This is a genomic window from Agromyces neolithicus (assembly GCF_039529735.1).
Taxonomy (GTDB): Bacteria; Actinomycetota; Actinomycetes; order Actinomycetales; family Microbacteriaceae; genus Agromyces; species Agromyces neolithicus.
The window spans coordinates 155,884-172,364 of the sequence record NZ_BAAANJ010000006.1; the positions used below are offsets into that span (position 1 = coordinate 155,884).

The following is a 16,481-nucleotide window of genomic DNA, read 5'->3' on the forward strand; positions in this document are numbered from 1 at the left end:
TCATGGCCACCGCGCCTGAACCGCACATCCTGTGCACCGACCTCGTGCGCATCTTCACCGCAGAGGGCGTCGAGGTGCAGGCCCTGCAGGGGCTCAACCTGCGTGTCGACCCGGGCGAGATGGTCGCCGTGGTCGGGGCGTCGGGATCGGGCAAGTCCACGCTGCTGACCATCCTCTCGGGCCTCGACACGGCCACGGCCGGGGCCGCCCGGGTCGCGGGCCATGACCTGCTCACCATGGGCTCGCGCGAACGGGTCGCATATCGGCGGCACACCGTGGGCTTCGTGTGGCAGCAGACCTCACGCAACCTGCTCCCGTACCTCACTGCCGCCGAGAACATCGCCCTCGCCATGAACGTGGCCCGCGGCCGACGCGGGGCGGCCCGTGCCGCCCGCATCGAAGAGTTGCTCGAGTTGCTCGAGGTCGGCGACGCGCGCGATCGCCGCCCCGGCGAGCTTTCGGGCGGGCAGCAGCAGCGCGTGGCGATCGCCGTCGCGCTCGCGAACGACCCGGTCGTGCTGCTCGCCGACGAACCCACCGGTGAGCTCGACGAGTCGACTTCGGCGGCCGTGCTCGAGGCGATGCGCAGCGTCAACCTCGAGCTCGGCGTGACCACCCTCATCGTCACGCACGACCCCGGGGTCTCGGGGCACGTGCGGCGCACCGTGCAGATTCGCGACGGTCGCACGTCGACCGAGGTGCTGCGCTCCACCCGCGTCGACGAGCACGGCGAAGAGCAGCACATCGCCGAGGAGTTCGCGGTGCTCGACCGCGTCGGCCGGCTGCAGCTGCCGCACGAGTTCGTGCAGTCGCTCGAGCTGCGCGACCGCGTTCGCCTCGCACTCGAGCCCGACCACGTCGGCGTGTGGCCGGGTCACGACGGGCGAGCCGATGGCCCGGCCGGGCGGGCCCCGAACTCCGATGCCCCCGACTCGCCGAGGCCGCGAGCGCGGCACGCGGCCGGGGCATCCGACACCGAAACCGTCGCCGAACCTGCGGCGGTGGCATCCGACACCGAATCCCATGCCGATTCCCGACCCGAGGAGGAACGATGAGCGCGCTGCGCGCCGAATCCGTGAGCCGGGTGTTCGAGGGTCGCGGCGGTGCGGTGCACGCCGTCGACGACGTGTCGCTCGAAGTGCACCCGGGCGAGCTGCTCGTCGTCACGGGCCGCTCGGGCGCCGGCAAGACGACGCTGCTGAACCTGCTCGGCGGCCTCGATCGGCCGACCTCGGGCCGGGTGCGGCTCGGCGACGACGAGCTGTCGGCGCTCGGCGAGGATGCCCTCGCGACCGTGCGACGCGACCGGCTCGGCTACGTGTTCCAGTCGTTCGGGCTCGTCCCGGTGCTCTCGGCTGCCGAGAACGTCGAGGTGCCGCTGCGCCTTGCGCGCATGCAGCCCGCCGAACGCGAGGCACGGGTGGCCGAGTCGCTCGAGCTCGTGGGGCTCGCGGCGCACGCGGCGCAACGCCCCTACGAGCTCTCGGGCGGCCAGCAGCAGCGTGTCGGCATCGCGCGGGCGCTCGCCGCGCGTCCGCAGGTGCTGCTCGCCGACGAGCCGACGGGCCAGCTCGACAGCGGCACCGCCGCCACCGTCATGGACCTCATCGGCGAGCTCGTGCACGCCCGCGGCGTCGCCGCCGTGGTGACTACGCACGACGCCGCACTCGTCGGCCGCGCCGACCGCGTGCTCGAACTGCACGACGGACGCGTGCGCACACATGATCTCTGAGCCGGCGCCGAGTCGCAGGAGGATTCAGGCGACTCGCCGCGTGCCGACGGCGCGTCGCACCGATCATCCTTCAACTCAGCGAGCGCAGCCCCGCCCAGAGCGCAGCCCCGCCCAGAGCGCAGCCGTCAGCGCACCCGCACCGACATGCACGTGACGCATCCCTCGAGCTTCTCGAACTCGCCGATGTCGACGGTGACTACGCGGTAGCCGAGCGCCGACAGCTTCGCAGCCGTCTGCGGTGCCGACGCCGACATCAGCAGCGACGTCGGGCCGAGTTCGACGACCGCCACGCCCTCGGGCTCAGGCACGGGCAGGAAGGTCGCGAAGACGCTCGTGACATCGAGCAGTGCAGGATCGCCGATGATCGTGCCGTCGGGCAGTGCCGTCGCGGCGCTCTTCAGGTGCAGCGCCTTGGTGATCGGCACGGCGACGACCTGGTAGCCGTGCGGCGTCAGCAGCTCGCGCAGCTGGCGGATGCCCTCGGCGTTCGTGCGCGACGACGCGCCGACGTAGACGACGGGCCCGACCTTCAGCACATCGCCGCCCTCGAGCGTTCCCGGCGCCTCGATGCGCTCGACGGTGATGCCCGCGATCGCGCGCACCGTGCGCTCGACGGCATCGACCTCTGGCCGGCGCGACTCGGCCCCCGGGTTCGTGATCACCGCGAGGTCGCCGAACATCACGACCGTGTCCTCGACGAACACCGAATCGGCGAGTTCGGGCGCGGCGTCGATCTCGACGGTCTCCCAGCCCTCTGCTGCGAGCGCGGCGACGTAATTGTCCCACTGCTCGTCGGCGAGGTCGTGGTCGATGGGGCGGCGCTCGAAATGCGTGAGCTCGCCCTCGTCGAGGTTCGACGCGGGGATGCGCACGAGCGCGATGCGACGTGGTGGCCACTCGGGCGTGTGCCCGAGGACGCCCCGCATGACGCGCGGCGCGATGAAGACCTCGGCGAGGATCACCGCGAGGATGAAGATCAGGTTGAGGCTCACGAGCGAGCTGATCACGAACACGAACAGCGCCCCCGAGAACGGGTTGCGCGACGTGGCGCCCACCGTGAACGTCGTCGCGATGAGCGCCGCGAGGCACGACGACGCGAACCCGGTGAGCAGTGCGAGGAACCACACGCGGGTCGCACCGAGCGCGTTCGCGACCACGAGCAGCACCCAGCTGATCGTGGCCGCGAGCGCGAAATGCCCGAAGACCCGCCCGAACACCGTGGGCGCCTGCCCGTTGCCGATGAAGAACGCGAGCACGGCCGCGGCGAGCGCGATGAGCGCGACCGCCGCGGCCGAGAGCAGTACGGCCACCGTGCGTCGCGCCGGGCTCGCCTCGGGCGTGTACCGGGCAGGCGCCGACGACGGTGATGGAACGGGGGAGGTCATGGCACGAGCCTACTGGCCGTGCCGCGCCCTCAGCGTGCGGCGTCGAGCCGTGCGCGGGCGAGTCGCTCGGCCGCTTCGAGCGTCGTCGAGCCGCGCTGCTCGGCGTCGCGCAGCACGGCGACGACCGTTTCGCCGATGCCGGCGATGCGCGCGTCGAGTGCGGCCTGGTCGGCGTCGGGTTCGCTCGCCACGTCGAGGTAGATGACGCCGCCGGCGTTGACGACGAAGTCGGGCGCCCACACGATGCGGCGCTCGGTGAGCAACCGCGCGACGTCGCGCGAGGCGAGCTGATTGTTCGCGGCACCGACCACGGCACGCACGCGAAACTCGTCGACGACCTCGGGCGTCAGCACGCCGCCGAGGCCGCACGGCACGAACACGTCGGCCTCGACGCGGTGCGCGTCGGCCGGGTCGACCCACGCGGCGCCGAGCTCGTCGGCGAGGGCACGCTTGTCGGCCGCGACATCGGTGACCGTCAGTCGCGCACCGGCGGCCGCGAGGCTGCGCGCGAGGCGCCCGCCCACCTGGCCGAGGCCCGAGATGACGAGGTGGCGGCCGGTGGCGTCGGTCGAACCGAACACGTGGCCGAGCGTCGCGATGATCGAGGCGTGAACGCCGGCTGCGGTCGCGTCGGCGGGCTCGCCGACGCCGCCCTGCTCGGCCGGCAGGCCGCAGACGTGTTCGGTGCGCTCGTGCACGACAGCCATGAGCTCGGCGCTGGTGCCGACGTCTTCGGCGGTCATGTAGGCGCCGCCGAGCGACTCGACGGCGTCGCCGAGGTCGAGCATCGCGTCGCGCTTCTGCGCGTCGTCGAGCGTGACGCCCGCGGGGATGGCCACGACCGACTTGCCGCCGCCGCGCGCGAGGCCCGCTGCGGCGTTCTTCATGGTCATCGCCTGCGAGAGGCGCAGGGCGTCGGCGAGACCGTCGGTCCAGTGGCTGTAGCGCCAGAGTCGTGCACCGCCGAGGGCCTGGCCGAGCCGCGTCGAATGCACGGCCACGATGATGGTGAGGCCTGAGCGAGGGCCGCGGGTGATGAGCACCCGTTCGTGGTCGGGCGCCTCGGTGGGAAGTGCTGCGTTGACCTCGGCGGCAGGGGGAGCCGGGGCATGTGTGATCGTCATCGATCGTTCTCCTCGAATCATCCGCTTCGTGGGCGGAACGGTGCCCGCGCCTCGTGAGCGCAGGTTCACTTCAAGGGTACCGCCGCGCGCATGCCTCGGCGCGCATCGGAGACTCCTTGAGCCCTCCCATCCCTCCCGACTCTTCCCGGCTCCAGCGCCGCCACAACCTCGGAGATACGCCGTGAATCGGAGTCGGATCGCCGCATCGCTCCGATTCGGCGCAGATCTCCGAAGTTGCGGCGCGCACCCCGTACCCGCGCGCACGCCTCGGCGCGCATCGGAGACTAGTGGAAGAAGTGCCGCTCGCCCGTGAAGTACATCGTGATGCCGGCCGCGCGGGCCGCCGCGACGACCTCGTCGTCGCGCACCGAGCCGCCGGGCTGCACGACGGCGCGCACGCCGCCGTCGATGAGGATCTGCAGTCCGTCGGCGAACGGGAAGAAGGCGTCGGATGCCGCGACCGAGCCCGCGGCGCGATCGCCCGCCCGCTCGACCGCGAGCTTGCACGAGTCGACCCGGTTGACCTGGCCCATGCCGACGCCGACCGAGGCGCCGCCTGAGGCGAGCAGGATCGCGTTCGACTTCACGGCGCGGCAGGCGGTCCACGCGAACTCGAGGTCGGCGAGGGTGGCCGCGTCGACGGGGTCGCCCGCCGCGAGGGTCCACTCGGACGCCGGCGAGAACCGCCGGTCGGCCTGCTGCAGCAGCGCGCCGCCCGACACCTGGCGCAGCTCGACCGCCGTGGGCGTGAAGCCCTCAGGCAGCGTGAGCAGGCGGATGTTCTTCTTCTGGGTGAGCAGCTCGACGGCCTCGGCCTCGAACGCCGGCGCCACGAGCACCTCGGTGAAGATCCCCGAGACGGTCTGGGCCATCTCGCGGGTCACCGTGCGGTTGGCCGCGATCACGCCGCCGAACGCCGAGACCGGGTCGCACTCGTGCGCGCGACGGTGCGCGTCGGCGATGGGGTCGGATGCCCCGGGCGACGCCACGGCGATGCCGCACGGGTTCGCGTGCTTGATGATCGCGACGGCGGGCTCGTCGAAGTCGAATGCGGCCCGCACGGCCGCGTCGGCGTCGACGTAGTTGTTGTACGACATCTCTTTGCCGTGCAGCTGCACGGCCTGGGCGATGCCGGGGCGGCCACCCTGCGAGGCGTAGAGCGCCGCCTTCTGGTGCGAGTTCTCGCCGTAGCGCAGGTCGGCGTCTTTGGTCCAGCTGCCGCCCACCCAGGCGGGGAACGGCGACTCCGCTGCAGGCTGGTCGGGCGCGACGACGCTGCCGATGTACGACGCGACGGCGATGTCGTAGGTCGCCGTGTGCCGGAACGCCTCGCGCGCCAGCGCCGCGCGCTGAGCCAGCGTGGTGCCGCCCGCCTCGACCGCCGCGATGATCTCGTCGTACCGGTCGGGTGAGACGACCACCGCGACGTTGGCGTGGTTCTTCGCCGACGCCCGCACCATGGCCGGGCCGCCGATGTCGATCTGCTCGATCACGGCGTCGGGCTCGGCGCCCGCGGCGACGGTCTCGGTGAACGGATAGAGGTTCACGACGACGAGTTCGAAGGGCTTGATGCCGAGCTCGGCGAGCTGGCGTTCGTGGTCTTCGAGGCGCAGGTCGGCGAGCAGGCCCGAATGCACGCCGGGATGCAGGGTGCGCACACGGCCGTCGAGGTGCTCGGGGTACCCCGTGACCTCGGGCACCTGGGTGACGGGCAGCCCGGCTGCGGCGATCGCCGCGGCAGTGCCGCCGGTCGAGACGATCTCGACGCCCGCGCCGTCGAGCGCCGTGGCCAGTTCGACGAGCCGGCGCTTGTCGCTGACGGCGACGAGCGCCCGGCGCACGCGCACACGATCGCGGTGACGGTAGAGGCTCGAGTCGATCGAATGCGTGCTCATGATCTCGCGAGTTCCTTCAGGTCGAGGTGCGAATTGGCGATGTCGAGCACGGCTTCGATGAGCAGGCGTCGCTCGACGGGCTTGATGCGGTCGTGCAGGGTCGACTCGGTGTCGCCGGGCAGCACCGGGATGCGCTCCTGCGCGATGATCGGGCCGCCGTCGACCGAGTTGTCGACGACGATGAGGCTCGCACCGGTCTGGTCGACCCCAGCAGCGAGCGCGTCGCGCACGGCGTGGGCGCCGGGGAACTCGGGCAGGTAGGCGGGGTGCGTGTTGATGAGGTGCGGCGAGAACGCGTCGACGACGGCGGGCGGCACGAGCCGCATGAGCCCCGACAGCACAACGAGGTCGGGCTCCCAACGACGAACCTCGTCGATGAGGGCGGCGCCCCACGAGTCGCGGTCGGGGTAGGCGGTGAACGGCACGCTGAATGTGGGAATGCCGAACTCCTCGCCGAGCACGAGTCCGTCGGCCTGCCGGTCGGCGCCGATCGCGACGACCCGGGCGGGGAACTCGGCGTCTTCAGCGGCTTCGAGCAGTGCCCGGAGGTTGGATCCAGCGCCCGAGATCAGCACGACGAGCTTCTGCACCTCTCGAGCCTACCGGTTGCCGTTCCCTGAACCTGTCGAAGGGAGCCCAGACGAACGGTCCGGCGTCGCCGAAGTACGACCGGTGGTCGGCGCCCGCGTCTGCATTCGGGCGGTGAGACCGCCGGCGATCGATCCGACACCGACCGTCGCGGCAGCGACGCCGGCGACGACCCAGGCATCGGGCCCGACATCTGCGAGCCGTCCCGGACCGGCCGCGCCGCCCGACCACCATGCGAGCAGTCCGAGCACGACCCCCGCCACCGCTGCCGCGCCCGCGCCGACCGCGATCGGCCGCCACCACGGCACCGCTGCGCCCGGCGAGGCGGGCCCCGCCCCGGGCCATCCGTCGCGCACGTCACCCTGCACCAGCCAGGCGCCGATGAACGCGGCGAGCACGGGCACGAGCAGCCACAGGACGCCGACAAGGGGCGCGGCAGCGGGGATCGCGCCGAGCAGCGGAATGCCGGGAACGGGCCCGAGCAGGGTGCCCCCGGGCGCCACGACCGTTCCGGTGCCGAGAGCGAACCCTGGACCGAGCATCCAGGCCGCGAGCCACACCACCAGGTTGGGGAGGAACGCGAGCTCGCCGACGAGCAGAGCGATGCCCCCGTCGACGCCCGCGCCGAGCGACTGCGAGAGACCGGCGATCGTCGTGTAGTCGAGCGCGATCAGCACGGCAAGCAACCCCGCCGCGACAGCGAGCAGCGCGAACGCGGCGCCCGCGCCGATGCGCACCGCCGCGGTGATGGCATCGAGCACCCCGCGCGGAAGATCGCCGAGTCGTTCGCGGAAGAATCCCCCGGCGGCATCGGTCGGCGAGGGTTCGCGCAGCGTTTCGGCGACCGCGCCGATCGCCACGCCGATCGTCACCGTGACGGCGGGAAGCAGTGTCGCCTGCCAGATCGAGGCGCGCGCCACGTCGGCCCCGGCGACGATCGCGAGGGTGGCGCCGACGGCAGCGTAGACGACGACGGCCGCGACCGCGCCGGTGATCGAGTGACCGCCCGCCGCCGAACGGCGCCCGATGCGACGACCCGCCGCGACCGACAGCAGCGCGAAGCCGAGCAGCGCGATCGTGATCGCGAACGGCTGGTCGGCGCCGGGCAGGCCGAGGCCGCCCGCCGTGATCGGGTCGAGCTGCACGGTGAGGTCGACCCCATGGCCGAGCAGCCACACGTCGGCGGCGGCACGCAGGAACACGGTCACGTCGACCGTGAGCCCGTACTGCACCGCCCACAACAGCATGAGCGGCACGAGGGCGATTCCGAGTCCGATGAGCGCTGCGACGGCGGCCTCGAGGGCGGCCAGCAGGGCGATCGTCGTGCGTCTCATTCCTCGGGGAGCCTATCCCGAGGCGGCCGCGTCAGCCGACAGGACGTGCGGGGTCGGTCGGATGCCCGCTCGCCTCCGTCGCGTCGCCGGCGTCGAGCACCGACGTGTCGCCGAGCGCGGCGTCGGATTCGGGTTCGGATTCGGGCTCGATGACAGCGGTGTCGGATGTCGCGACCCCGGTGCTCGCGTCAACCGCGGCACCCTCCGATTCGAGCTCGGCGACCTCTGCGGGCGGCCTTCGCAGCAGTTCGACGATCACCACGGCGATGAGGGCCAGAACGACGGTCCAGATGACGGCACTCACGGTGACCGGCCGGTTGAAGAGCACCACGGCCGCGGCGATCACGGCGATGGCGATGTAGACCGCGCCGCGCCAGCGGTCGAGGCCGATGCCGAACGAGCCGGTCGTCACGCCGTGCCGGGCGGCAGCCCTGCGTGCGCTCGCGAATCCTGCACCGGCGAACTCCCTGGCCGCTCGCGCCGGGCGCCACGGGCCCGAGAACCAACCGATCACGGCGACGAGCAGTGAGAGCACGAGGAACGCGACGATGGTCGAGAGCATGAGCTCGACGAGGCCGTCGAACAACACCGACGCGGTGTCGGACGGCATGATCGACGGGCTCACGGTGCCGATGAAGAACGTGCGGCCGATGCCAAGGCCTGCGGCGAGGATGAGCATGGTCAGGGCGAGCCCGGCCGCAGTCCACACGAGCGCCACGGTGCGACGTTTCGCGACGAACACGCCCGCCGCGAGCAGTGCGAGGCAGACCCAGGGCAGCCACGTGCCGACGGCCACCGCGAGTGCATAGATGGTCTGGATCAGCACGAACGCGTCATTCTGGGCGATGACGATGCTGCGCTCGACCACGGGGATGTTGGCGGCGAAGGCGACCCCCTGTTGCTCGAGGCGGTCCTTCACGGCCTCGATGACCGGGCCGAGCTGCACTGAAACGGTGCCGTCACCGCCGATCGCGAGCGCGGCGTTCGGATCTCCCTGCACCGCGGCCACGAAGGCCTGGTGGCTGCGGGTGAGCGCCGCGCGCCAGATCTCGGCGAACGCCGGCGACTCGATGAGCCGGTCGACGATGCCCGAGACGAGCGACTGCAGCCCCTGGGTGGCCGGCGCCTCGAGCAGGCCGAGCGCCTGCTCGGCGCGCGGCGGCAGGTCGAGCTGCTTGAGGCCGTCGAAGAGGTCGGAGGTCAGCGTCGGGATGTCGACCTGCTCCTCGATCGCTGCGGTGACCTGGTCGCCGATGTACGACTGCACCGCTGGTTCTTCAGCGAGCGGCGCGAACGTGGCGACGAACTGGTCGGTGTCGACGAGTTGGATGCGCGCCCACGCCGAGATCACCGCGACGGGTGCGAGCAGCAGTGCGACGACCACGAGCACGACGGCGGCGACGGTGCGCCCGCGTCGGCGCTTCACTGGCGCTGCCGGCTCGGATGTCGCGGCCAGACCCTCACCGAGATCGGCGGTGGCAGTGGCATCGGAACGCAATCGTGCATTCTCGGCCTCGAGTTGCGCGATGCGCCCCTCGAGTTCGGTCTTCGTCATCGCAGCCATGAGGACCCCCTCTGGGATGAGGCTAGCGTCAGCGGCGAGCAGAGCGCATCACGCTCAATGGATGAATGCCTTCAGTCCGATCATGACGACGCCGAACGCCGCGGTGGCGAGGGCGCCGACGACCTGCATGGGCCACGCCGCCCCACGCCGCCGGAACGCGATGAACCCCAGCACGGCCAAGACGACGACGCCGGCCCACAGCGCGGTCCACAGCGCGAGTGCGTCGTCGATTGCGCGAGTGGCCCCGAGCAGCAGGATGAACAGCGGGATGAATGCCGACAGCAGCAGTCCGAGCGATCGCCGCAGCGAGGCGCTGAAGGCCTCCCGCAGGCCCAGGTCTTCGTCGTCGTCGAGCCCGTGGCGCGCCACGGTGCCGGCGTACACGTGCGCCGCCCAGAACACGATCACGGTACCGAGCACCTTCCAGAACACCGGCCAGACGCTCGCCTCGCCCGCACTGGCGACGACGATCATGCCCGACACGAGGATGACCCCGTACACGGCCTCCTCGGTGATGAACGCGGAACGCACCAGGAACGCGGCCGCCTCGTTGCCGGAACCCTCGCCACGCCGGCGCGACGCCTCGGGTCGCTCTCGTTGCATGCAGCCACTTTCTCACGATGCAGTCGTTCGCGCCTGTGTCCCCCGTTTTGGGTAGTGAGATTCACTCATATTCACTTCTCGCGGGGGCCGGCGAGGAGTAGCCTGCGGCGTGAGCCTGAGACTCCTCTCGGGTTCGATGCGCCCGGTCGACGATCACACCCGAGTGTCGACCGGGACCGACAGTCACCCGCACGTAGATCGCGCCCGCGCACCGCCGCACCGTCTCCACCGAGAGGACGCGTCCGAATCGACCGATTCGGACTGAATCCCCAACCCGGAGGCGATGATGCCATTCACAACCCGAATCCGAACATCCGACAAATCCACGAGGACGCGTCGGGTGCTCGCTGCAGGAGCGGCGAGCTGTCTTGCTGTCGCGATGATCCTGGTCGCGAGCCCGGCGCTCGCGGCGGACGGCCCGTTCGACATAGACGGCGTCGTGCCGGACGGCGGAACCACCGAGATCACCGATGTGTTCGGCAACGTGAAAGAGCTCGGACCGCTCAACTCGAGCACCACGAAGATCGGCGTCATCCACGATGATGCCGTGCCCACTCTGGGCGACACCAACCCGAACGCGCAGGTCGACCTGCGCCGAGCCTGGCTCGACGTCGAGAAGGAGGCCATCACCGACGACGACTGGCTGTACTTCGCCTGGGAGCGTGACAAGAACACCGGCAGCGGCTTCATCGCCTACGAGTTCATGAAGGAGAAGGCTCCCGCCGCCTGCGCCTACGAGACGGCGACCGAGGAAGACCTGATCGCCGACTGCAACCCCTGGGCCAACCGATCCGATGGCGACTTCATGATCCTCTGGGACCAGCAGGGCGGAAGTCTCGACCTGTTCCTGCGGGTCTGGGACGACAGCACGGGCACGCTGCTCCTCGGCGCGCCGACCGCGCTCAACGCCACAGTGTCGCAGGCGGCCTACAGCGCCGACGGGTTCCGTGGTGAAGCCGCCGTCAACCTGACGGACACCATCTTCGGGGGGTCCACCGCGTGCCTCTCCTTCGCCAACACCATTCCGAGCACGGTGACCGGCAACTCCGACACCGCGGACTACAAGGACACGATCCTCGCGACGACACCGCCGATCAGCAACTGCACCTCGACCACGGTGACCACGCCGAAGACCGGTGCCGGTGCCGGCATCCCGATGGGCGGCCTGTCGATCGGCACGGGCGTCGTACCCGTGAAGGACTCGGCTGTCGTGAGCTTGACGGGTGGCACAGCCACCCCGGCGGGCTCGGTGGCGTTCCACCTCTGCAAGGTCGACGCACCTGCTTTGTGCACCGCCGGAGGGACGAGCGTCGGCTCGACGAACCTCACGGGCGCTGCGTACCCGGTGACCGTTTCGTCGCCGACCGCCTACGTCACATCCGCCGGCCGGTATTGCTGGCGGGCGGAGTTCACCGGCGATGCTGCCAACGGCATCCCCGGCTCGAGTGACGCAAGCGCGACGGAGTGCTTCATGGTGAACCCGGTGACGGCGACCTTGGCGACCACCGCTGGTGCGGACGTCTTCCTCGGCAACGCCGTGACGGACTCGGCAACCCTGGGCGGGACGGCCACCCAGCCGGCCAACCCGGTCATCAACCTGACCGGCACTGCGGGGCCCGCGGCTGGAGGCACGATCACCTTCAAGCTGTTCGGGCCGGACGACTGCTCCACGCTTGCCTACACGTCGACCACGGTGGCAGTCAGCGGTGACGGCACGTACAACTCGCCTGCTCCGCAGTTCGTACCCACCGCTCCCGGCGAGTACCACTGGGTCGCCGTCTACAGCGGCAACCTGCCGAACACCGTCGGGCTCACCCACAACGCCGCGTGCACCGATGCCGACGAGGATGTGGTGGTCAACACCGTGCCCTCGACGCTGTCGAGCGCGCAGAAGTGGGTGCCGAACGACTCGGTGACCGTGTCGGCGCCTGCAGGTGGCAATCTGGCGGGCAACGTCGACTTCGAGCTGTTCGACAACGCGATGTGCACCGGCAGCCCCATCTACACGGAGCTGAACGTGGCCGTGGCCGGAGCCTCGCCGCAGACGGTGTCGACGACCAACACCACGCCTCAGCTGGTGAGCGGATCGTTCTCGTGGCGCGTCAACTACGACAGCACCAACCCGGCGCAGGAGGACATCGGCGCCACCTGCCACGAGACGTCGGTGCTGACCATCACGAACGGGGGTGATGTCAGCAGTCAGTGAGGTGAGCAGATGCTGATCCCGCTCGCCTGAGAATCGACATCGCGATCGATCCGTGACGTGAGAGGGAGTGCATGACGAAGCTGCCCCGCCGGGTTTCCGGCGGGGCAGCTTCATGCGAGCAGCGGATGTCGCGACATCCGCTCATCTCTTACAACGCGGCGTAGACCTCACGCAGCAGCTGCGCGGTCTCGCTGGGCGTCTTGCCGACCTTGACTCCGGCGGCCTCGAGTGCCTCTTTCTTGGCCTGGGCGGTGCCCGCCGAGCCCGAGACGATCGCGCCGGCGTGGCCCATCGTCTTGCCCTCTGGCGCGGTGAAGCCTGCGACGTAGCCGACGACGGGCTTCGTGACGTTGGCCTTGATGAAGTCGGCCGCGCGCTCTTCGGCGTCGCCGCCGATCTCGCCGATCATGACGATGGCCTTGGTTTCGGCGTCGGCCTCGAACGCGGCGAGCGCGTCGATGTGCGTCGTGCCGATGATCGGGTCGCCGCCGATGCCGATGGCGGTCGAGAAGCCGAGGTCGCGCAGTTCGTACATCATCTGGTACGTGAGCGTGCCCGACTTCGAGACGAGGCCGATGGGGCCCTTGCCGGTGATGTTCGCCGGGGTGATGCCGACGAGGGCCTCACCGGGGCTGATGATGCCGGGGCAGTTCGGGCCGATGATGCGCGTCTTCTCGCCCTTCTCCTTGGCGTAGGCCCAGAACTCCGCAGAGTCTTGCACGGGCACGCCCTCGGTGATGATCACGAGCAGGGGGATCTCGGCATCGATGGCCTCGACCACGGCGTCCTTCGTGTACGCCGGGGGAACGAAGGCGATCGAGACATCCGCACCCGTCTTCTCGATCGCCTCGGCGACCGACGCGAAAACGGGCAGCTCGACGGGGTTGCCGGCCTGGTCGTTGTGCAGCACCGTGGTGCCCGCCTTGCGGGCGTTCACGCCGCCGACCACCTGGGTGCCCGCCGCGAGCATGCGCGCGGTGTGCTTCGAGCCCTCGCCGCCGGTGATGCCCTGCACGATGACCTTGTTGTCCTTGTTCAGGAAGATCGTCATTGTTGGAGTCCTGTTCCTTCTCTGCGACGACGGCCGACTACGCGGCGTTCGCCAGCTCGGCGGCCTTGTCGGCGCCCTGGTCCATGTTCTCGGCGAGGGTGACGAGCGGGTGCGCCGCCTCCTCGAGGATGCGGCGGCCCTCGTCGACCTTGTTGCCGTCGAGACGCACGACGAGAGGCTTGTTCGCCTCTTTACCGAGCTCGGCGAGCGCGCCGACGATGCCCTTGGCCACCTCGTCGCACGCGGTGATGCCGCCGAACACGTTCACGAACACGCTCTTGACCTGCGCGTCGCCGAGGATGATCGACAGGCCATTGGCCATGACCTCGGCCGACGCGCCGCCGCCGATGTCGAGGAAGTTGGCGGGCTTCACGCCGCCGTGGTTCTCGCCCGCGTAGGCGACGATGTCGAGCGTCGACATGACCAGGCCCGCGCCGTTGCCGATGATGCCGACCTCGCCGTCGAGCTTGACGTAGTTGAGGTCGAGCTCTTTCGCCTTGGCCTCGAGCGGGTCGGCGGCCGCCTTGTCTTCAAGCAGCGCGTGGCCGGCGTGACGGAACTCGGCGTTCTCGTCGAGCGACACCTTGCCGTCGAGGGCGATGATGTTGCCGTCTTCGTCGAGAATGAGCGGGTTCACTTCGACGAGCGTCGCGTCTTCGCCCTTGTACACCTCGTAGAGCTTCACGAAGACGTCGGCGACCTGGTCGACGAGCTCAGCCGGGAAGTTCGCGGCGACCGCGATCTCACGTGCCTTCTCGACGGTGACGCCCGCGATCGGGTCGACCTCGATGCGAGCGAGCGCCTCGGGCTTCTCGACCGCGAGCTGCTCGATCTCCATGCCGCCCTCGACGCTCGTGAGCGAGAGGTACGAGCGGTTGGCGCGGTCGAGCAGCACCGAGAAGTAGAACTCCTGCGCGATGCGGGCGCCGCCCGCAACCATGACGCGCTTGACGACGTGGCCCTTGATGTCGAGCCCGAGGATGGCCTTGGCGGCCTCGTACGCCTCGTCGGGGGTCTTCGCGACCTTGACGCCGCCGGCCTTGCCACGGCCGCCGGTCTTCACCTGGGCCTTGACGACGACGACACCGCCGAGCTTCTCGGCAGCGGCTCGCACCTCATCGGGCGTATCGGCGACGATGCCGGGGAGCACCGGCACCCCGTACTTCTCGAACAGGTCTCTGGCCTGGTACTCGTAAAGATCCACGCTCTACTTCCAATCGATCCGCACGCGCGGTCGCGCACAGGGGCTGGTGGGTTGTGGCCCGGCCGTGCCGATTCATGCCGTGCCGAATCATCTCGACGTCAAGATAAGTTGGGCCGCCCTCCATGGTACTGCCTGCTGCGGCGAGCCGAGAATCGAGCGGATACCGCGGGGTGCGGTCCCCCGGACGACCGGTGCCCCGAGGCATGATCTGGTCGAACGTTCGGCACCGCCCCACTCGATGCCTGCAGCGGCGCGTGATGCCTGATGGGCCGTCGGCGATAATGTCGGCGTGGAGTATGTGTCGAGGGTGCCCGGTCCGCAGCTCGACGGGATGATCGACGACCTCTACTACCTGGAGGGTGACCCGCCGTACTCCCGGTTGCTGCTGCCGGCGGCGCCCGCGCCGCTGCTCATCGTCAACCTCGGGGCGCCGTTTCTCATCCGCGCCGGCACCGACGTAGAAGCCGTGGAATACAGCGACGGCTGCGCGGTCACCACGCCCACCCGTGCGTGGGAGTTCGGCTACCCAACCCCGACCCGGTCCGTGGGCGTCCACTTCAGGCCGTGGGGGCTGGCACCGTTCCTTCCGGTGCCCGCGGCCGAGTTGTGCGACCGACCGGCGACGGTGGAACAGATCTGGGGCCGGCCCGCTATCGCTGAGTTGCGACACCGACTGACCTCGGCGGACGCACCGCACGAAATGTTGATGTTGCTCGAGGAAGAACTGGTGCGACGGCTGCGCACGATCAACGGCTTGGACATCGTCCGCCACATGAGCAGCGCCATCGCGGAAACCGGCGGAGCGGTGCCGATCAGCGAACTCGGCGCGGCAGCCCGCGTCAGCAGCACGTACTTGGCGAAGCGATTCAAGGAGGTCGTCGGCGTCACGCCGAAGCGGCTGGCGCGAAGCTACCGATTCACCGCCACCGTGCTGGCGATCAACGTAGCCGCACCTATCGACTGGGGCGACGTTGCCGCTGGCGCAGGCTACTTCGACCAGGCCCACTTCGTCCACGAGTTCCAGGAGTTCACCGGGCTCACGCCGACCCGCTATGTCGAGGTCCGGCAACGCTTCATCCGCGAACATCCCGACCACGCGCTGGAGGGCTGGCCGCTGCCGGCCGATTGATTTCTTACAAGAGCGCCGACTCACGACCCGCGAGACTGGGGACTTCGAGCAAAGGAGAATCCCATGGGGAACGTGGTCATGAACGCGTCGGTCTCGGTGGACGGCTTCATCGCGACTGAGAACGACGATCCCGGCGCACTGTTCGAATGGTTGGTCAACGGTGACGTGCCGTTGGACGACAGTGGCGTACTGAACGTGTCGCAAGCGTCCTACGACCACATCCGGCCGTACTGGGACCAGATCGGGGTGACGATCGCCGGCCGCCACAGCTTCGACATCACCGACGGCTGGGACGGGAAGCCTCCGAGCGGGATCGACCACGTCGTCGTCGTGACGCACCGCCCGGCGCCCGAAGGGTGGGACCCCGCCGCGCCCTTCCACTTCGTCGACGGCATCGAGGCGGCCGTGACCAGGGCTCAGGAACTCGCGGGTGACCGCATCGTCGAGGTCGCAGCCGGCGACGTCGGCGGCCAGATGTTCGCCGCAGGCCTGGTCGACGAGGTGCGCATGGATGTCGCCCCCGTCGTTTTCGGGTCGGGCAAGCGCTACTTCGGCTCCGTCGACGCGCAGCACCTGCTGGAAGACCCAGACGTAGTTGTCCAGGCCAGCCGGGTGCTTCACCTGCGCTATCGGGTGCGCCGCTGAGTTCGCGACGAGAGACGCCGC

At 70.0% G+C, this 16,481-nt stretch carries 14 protein-coding genes; 5 read left to right on the forward strand and 9 right to left on the reverse strand.

Annotation, left to right across the window (positions count from 1 at the left end; translation table 11 throughout):
• The first annotated feature begins 2 nt into the window (after positions 1-2).
• Positions 3-1,055, forward strand: a complete 1,053-nt coding sequence (locus ABD164_RS09550; protein WP_344295670.1) for an ABC transporter ATP-binding protein — start codon at positions 3-5, stop codon at positions 1,053-1,055.
• A complete protein-coding gene (locus tag ABD164_RS09555; RefSeq protein ID WP_344295671.1) occupies positions 1,052-1,732 on the forward strand; it encodes an ABC transporter ATP-binding protein in 681 nt (226 codons plus the stop codon). Before ABD164_RS09550 ends, ABD164_RS09555 begins: the two co-directional genes overlap by 4 nt.
• A gap of 125 nt (positions 1,733-1,857) precedes the next feature.
• Here ABD164_RS09555 and ddaH read toward each other — a convergent pair whose 3' ends face one another.
• The 7 genes from ddaH to ABD164_RS09590 form a co-directional block, all read right to left on the reverse strand.
• Positions 1,858-3,117 carry a dimethylargininase gene (gene ddaH, locus ABD164_RS09560; protein ID WP_344295673.1) on the reverse strand — a complete coding sequence of 420 codons (1,260 nt, stop codon included), beginning with the start codon at positions 3,115-3,117 and terminating at the stop codon, positions 1,858-1,860.
• A gap of 29 nt (positions 3,118-3,146) precedes the next feature.
• Positions 3,147-4,241, reverse strand: coding sequence for a Glu/Leu/Phe/Val dehydrogenase family protein (locus tag ABD164_RS09565; RefSeq protein ID WP_344295674.1), 1,095 nt, complete (start codon positions 4,239-4,241; stop codon positions 3,147-3,149).
• Positions 4,242-4,525: 284 nt separating this feature from the next.
• Positions 4,526-6,136: a bifunctional phosphoribosylaminoimidazolecarboxamide formyltransferase/IMP cyclohydrolase gene (purH, locus tag ABD164_RS09570; protein WP_344295676.1), complete on the reverse strand. Its 1,611-nt coding sequence runs from the start codon at positions 6,134-6,136 to the stop codon at positions 4,526-4,528.
• The gene (gene purN / locus ABD164_RS09575; RefSeq protein ID WP_344295678.1) at positions 6,133-6,726 is read right to left on the reverse strand and encodes a phosphoribosylglycinamide formyltransferase; all 594 of its coding nucleotides are present in this window, start codon (positions 6,724-6,726) and stop codon (positions 6,133-6,135) included. The genes purH and purN overlap by 4 nt, the downstream gene beginning before the upstream one ends.
• Positions 6,727-6,735: 9 nt before the next feature.
• Entirely contained in the window at positions 6,736-8,058 is a 1,323-nt protein-coding gene (locus tag ABD164_RS09580; protein ID WP_344295679.1) for a cell division protein PerM, read from the reverse strand.
• Positions 8,059-8,089: 31 nt separating this feature from the next.
• Complete coding sequence (locus ABD164_RS09585; RefSeq protein ID WP_344295680.1) at positions 8,090-9,622, reverse strand: hypothetical protein; 1,533 nt, start codon at positions 9,620-9,622, stop codon at positions 8,090-8,092.
• Between the two features lie 54 nt (positions 9,623-9,676).
• The gene (locus ABD164_RS09590; protein WP_344295682.1) at positions 9,677-10,225 is read right to left on the reverse strand and encodes a hypothetical protein; all 549 of its coding nucleotides are present in this window, start codon (positions 10,223-10,225) and stop codon (positions 9,677-9,679) included.
• Positions 10,226-10,565: 340 nt separating this feature from the next.
• On the opposite strand from ABD164_RS09590, the gene ABD164_RS09595 reads away from it, so the two are divergent.
• Complete coding sequence (locus tag ABD164_RS09595) at positions 10,566-12,431, forward strand: hemagglutinin (RefSeq protein WP_344295683.1); 1,866 nt, start codon at positions 10,566-10,568, stop codon at positions 12,429-12,431.
• A 148-nt stretch (positions 12,432-12,579) separates the two neighbouring features.
• Here ABD164_RS09595 and sucD read toward each other — a convergent pair whose 3' ends face one another.
• Together sucD and sucC are read right to left on the reverse strand one after the other, a co-directional pair.
• On the reverse strand, positions 12,580-13,482 hold the full coding sequence (gene sucD, locus ABD164_RS09600; protein ID WP_344295684.1) for a succinate--CoA ligase subunit alpha: 903 nt from the start codon (positions 13,480-13,482) through the stop codon (positions 12,580-12,582).
• Between the two features lie 37 nt (positions 13,483-13,519).
• Positions 13,520-14,686 carry an ADP-forming succinate--CoA ligase subunit beta gene (gene sucC / locus ABD164_RS09605; RefSeq protein ID WP_344295686.1) on the reverse strand — a complete coding sequence of 389 codons (1,167 nt, stop codon included), beginning with the start codon at positions 14,684-14,686 and terminating at the stop codon, positions 13,520-13,522.
• Between the two features lie 289 nt (positions 14,687-14,975).
• On the opposite strand from sucC, the gene ABD164_RS09610 reads away from it, so the two are divergent.
• On the forward strand, positions 14,976-15,815 hold the full coding sequence (locus ABD164_RS09610) for a helix-turn-helix domain-containing protein (RefSeq protein ID WP_344295687.1): 840 nt from the start codon (positions 14,976-14,978) through the stop codon (positions 15,813-15,815).
• A 63-nt stretch (positions 15,816-15,878) separates the two neighbouring features.
• Complete coding sequence (locus ABD164_RS09615) at positions 15,879-16,460, forward strand: dihydrofolate reductase family protein (RefSeq protein ID WP_344295688.1); 582 nt, start codon at positions 15,879-15,881, stop codon at positions 16,458-16,460.
• The last annotated feature ends 21 nt before the right edge of the window (positions 16,461-16,481 follow it).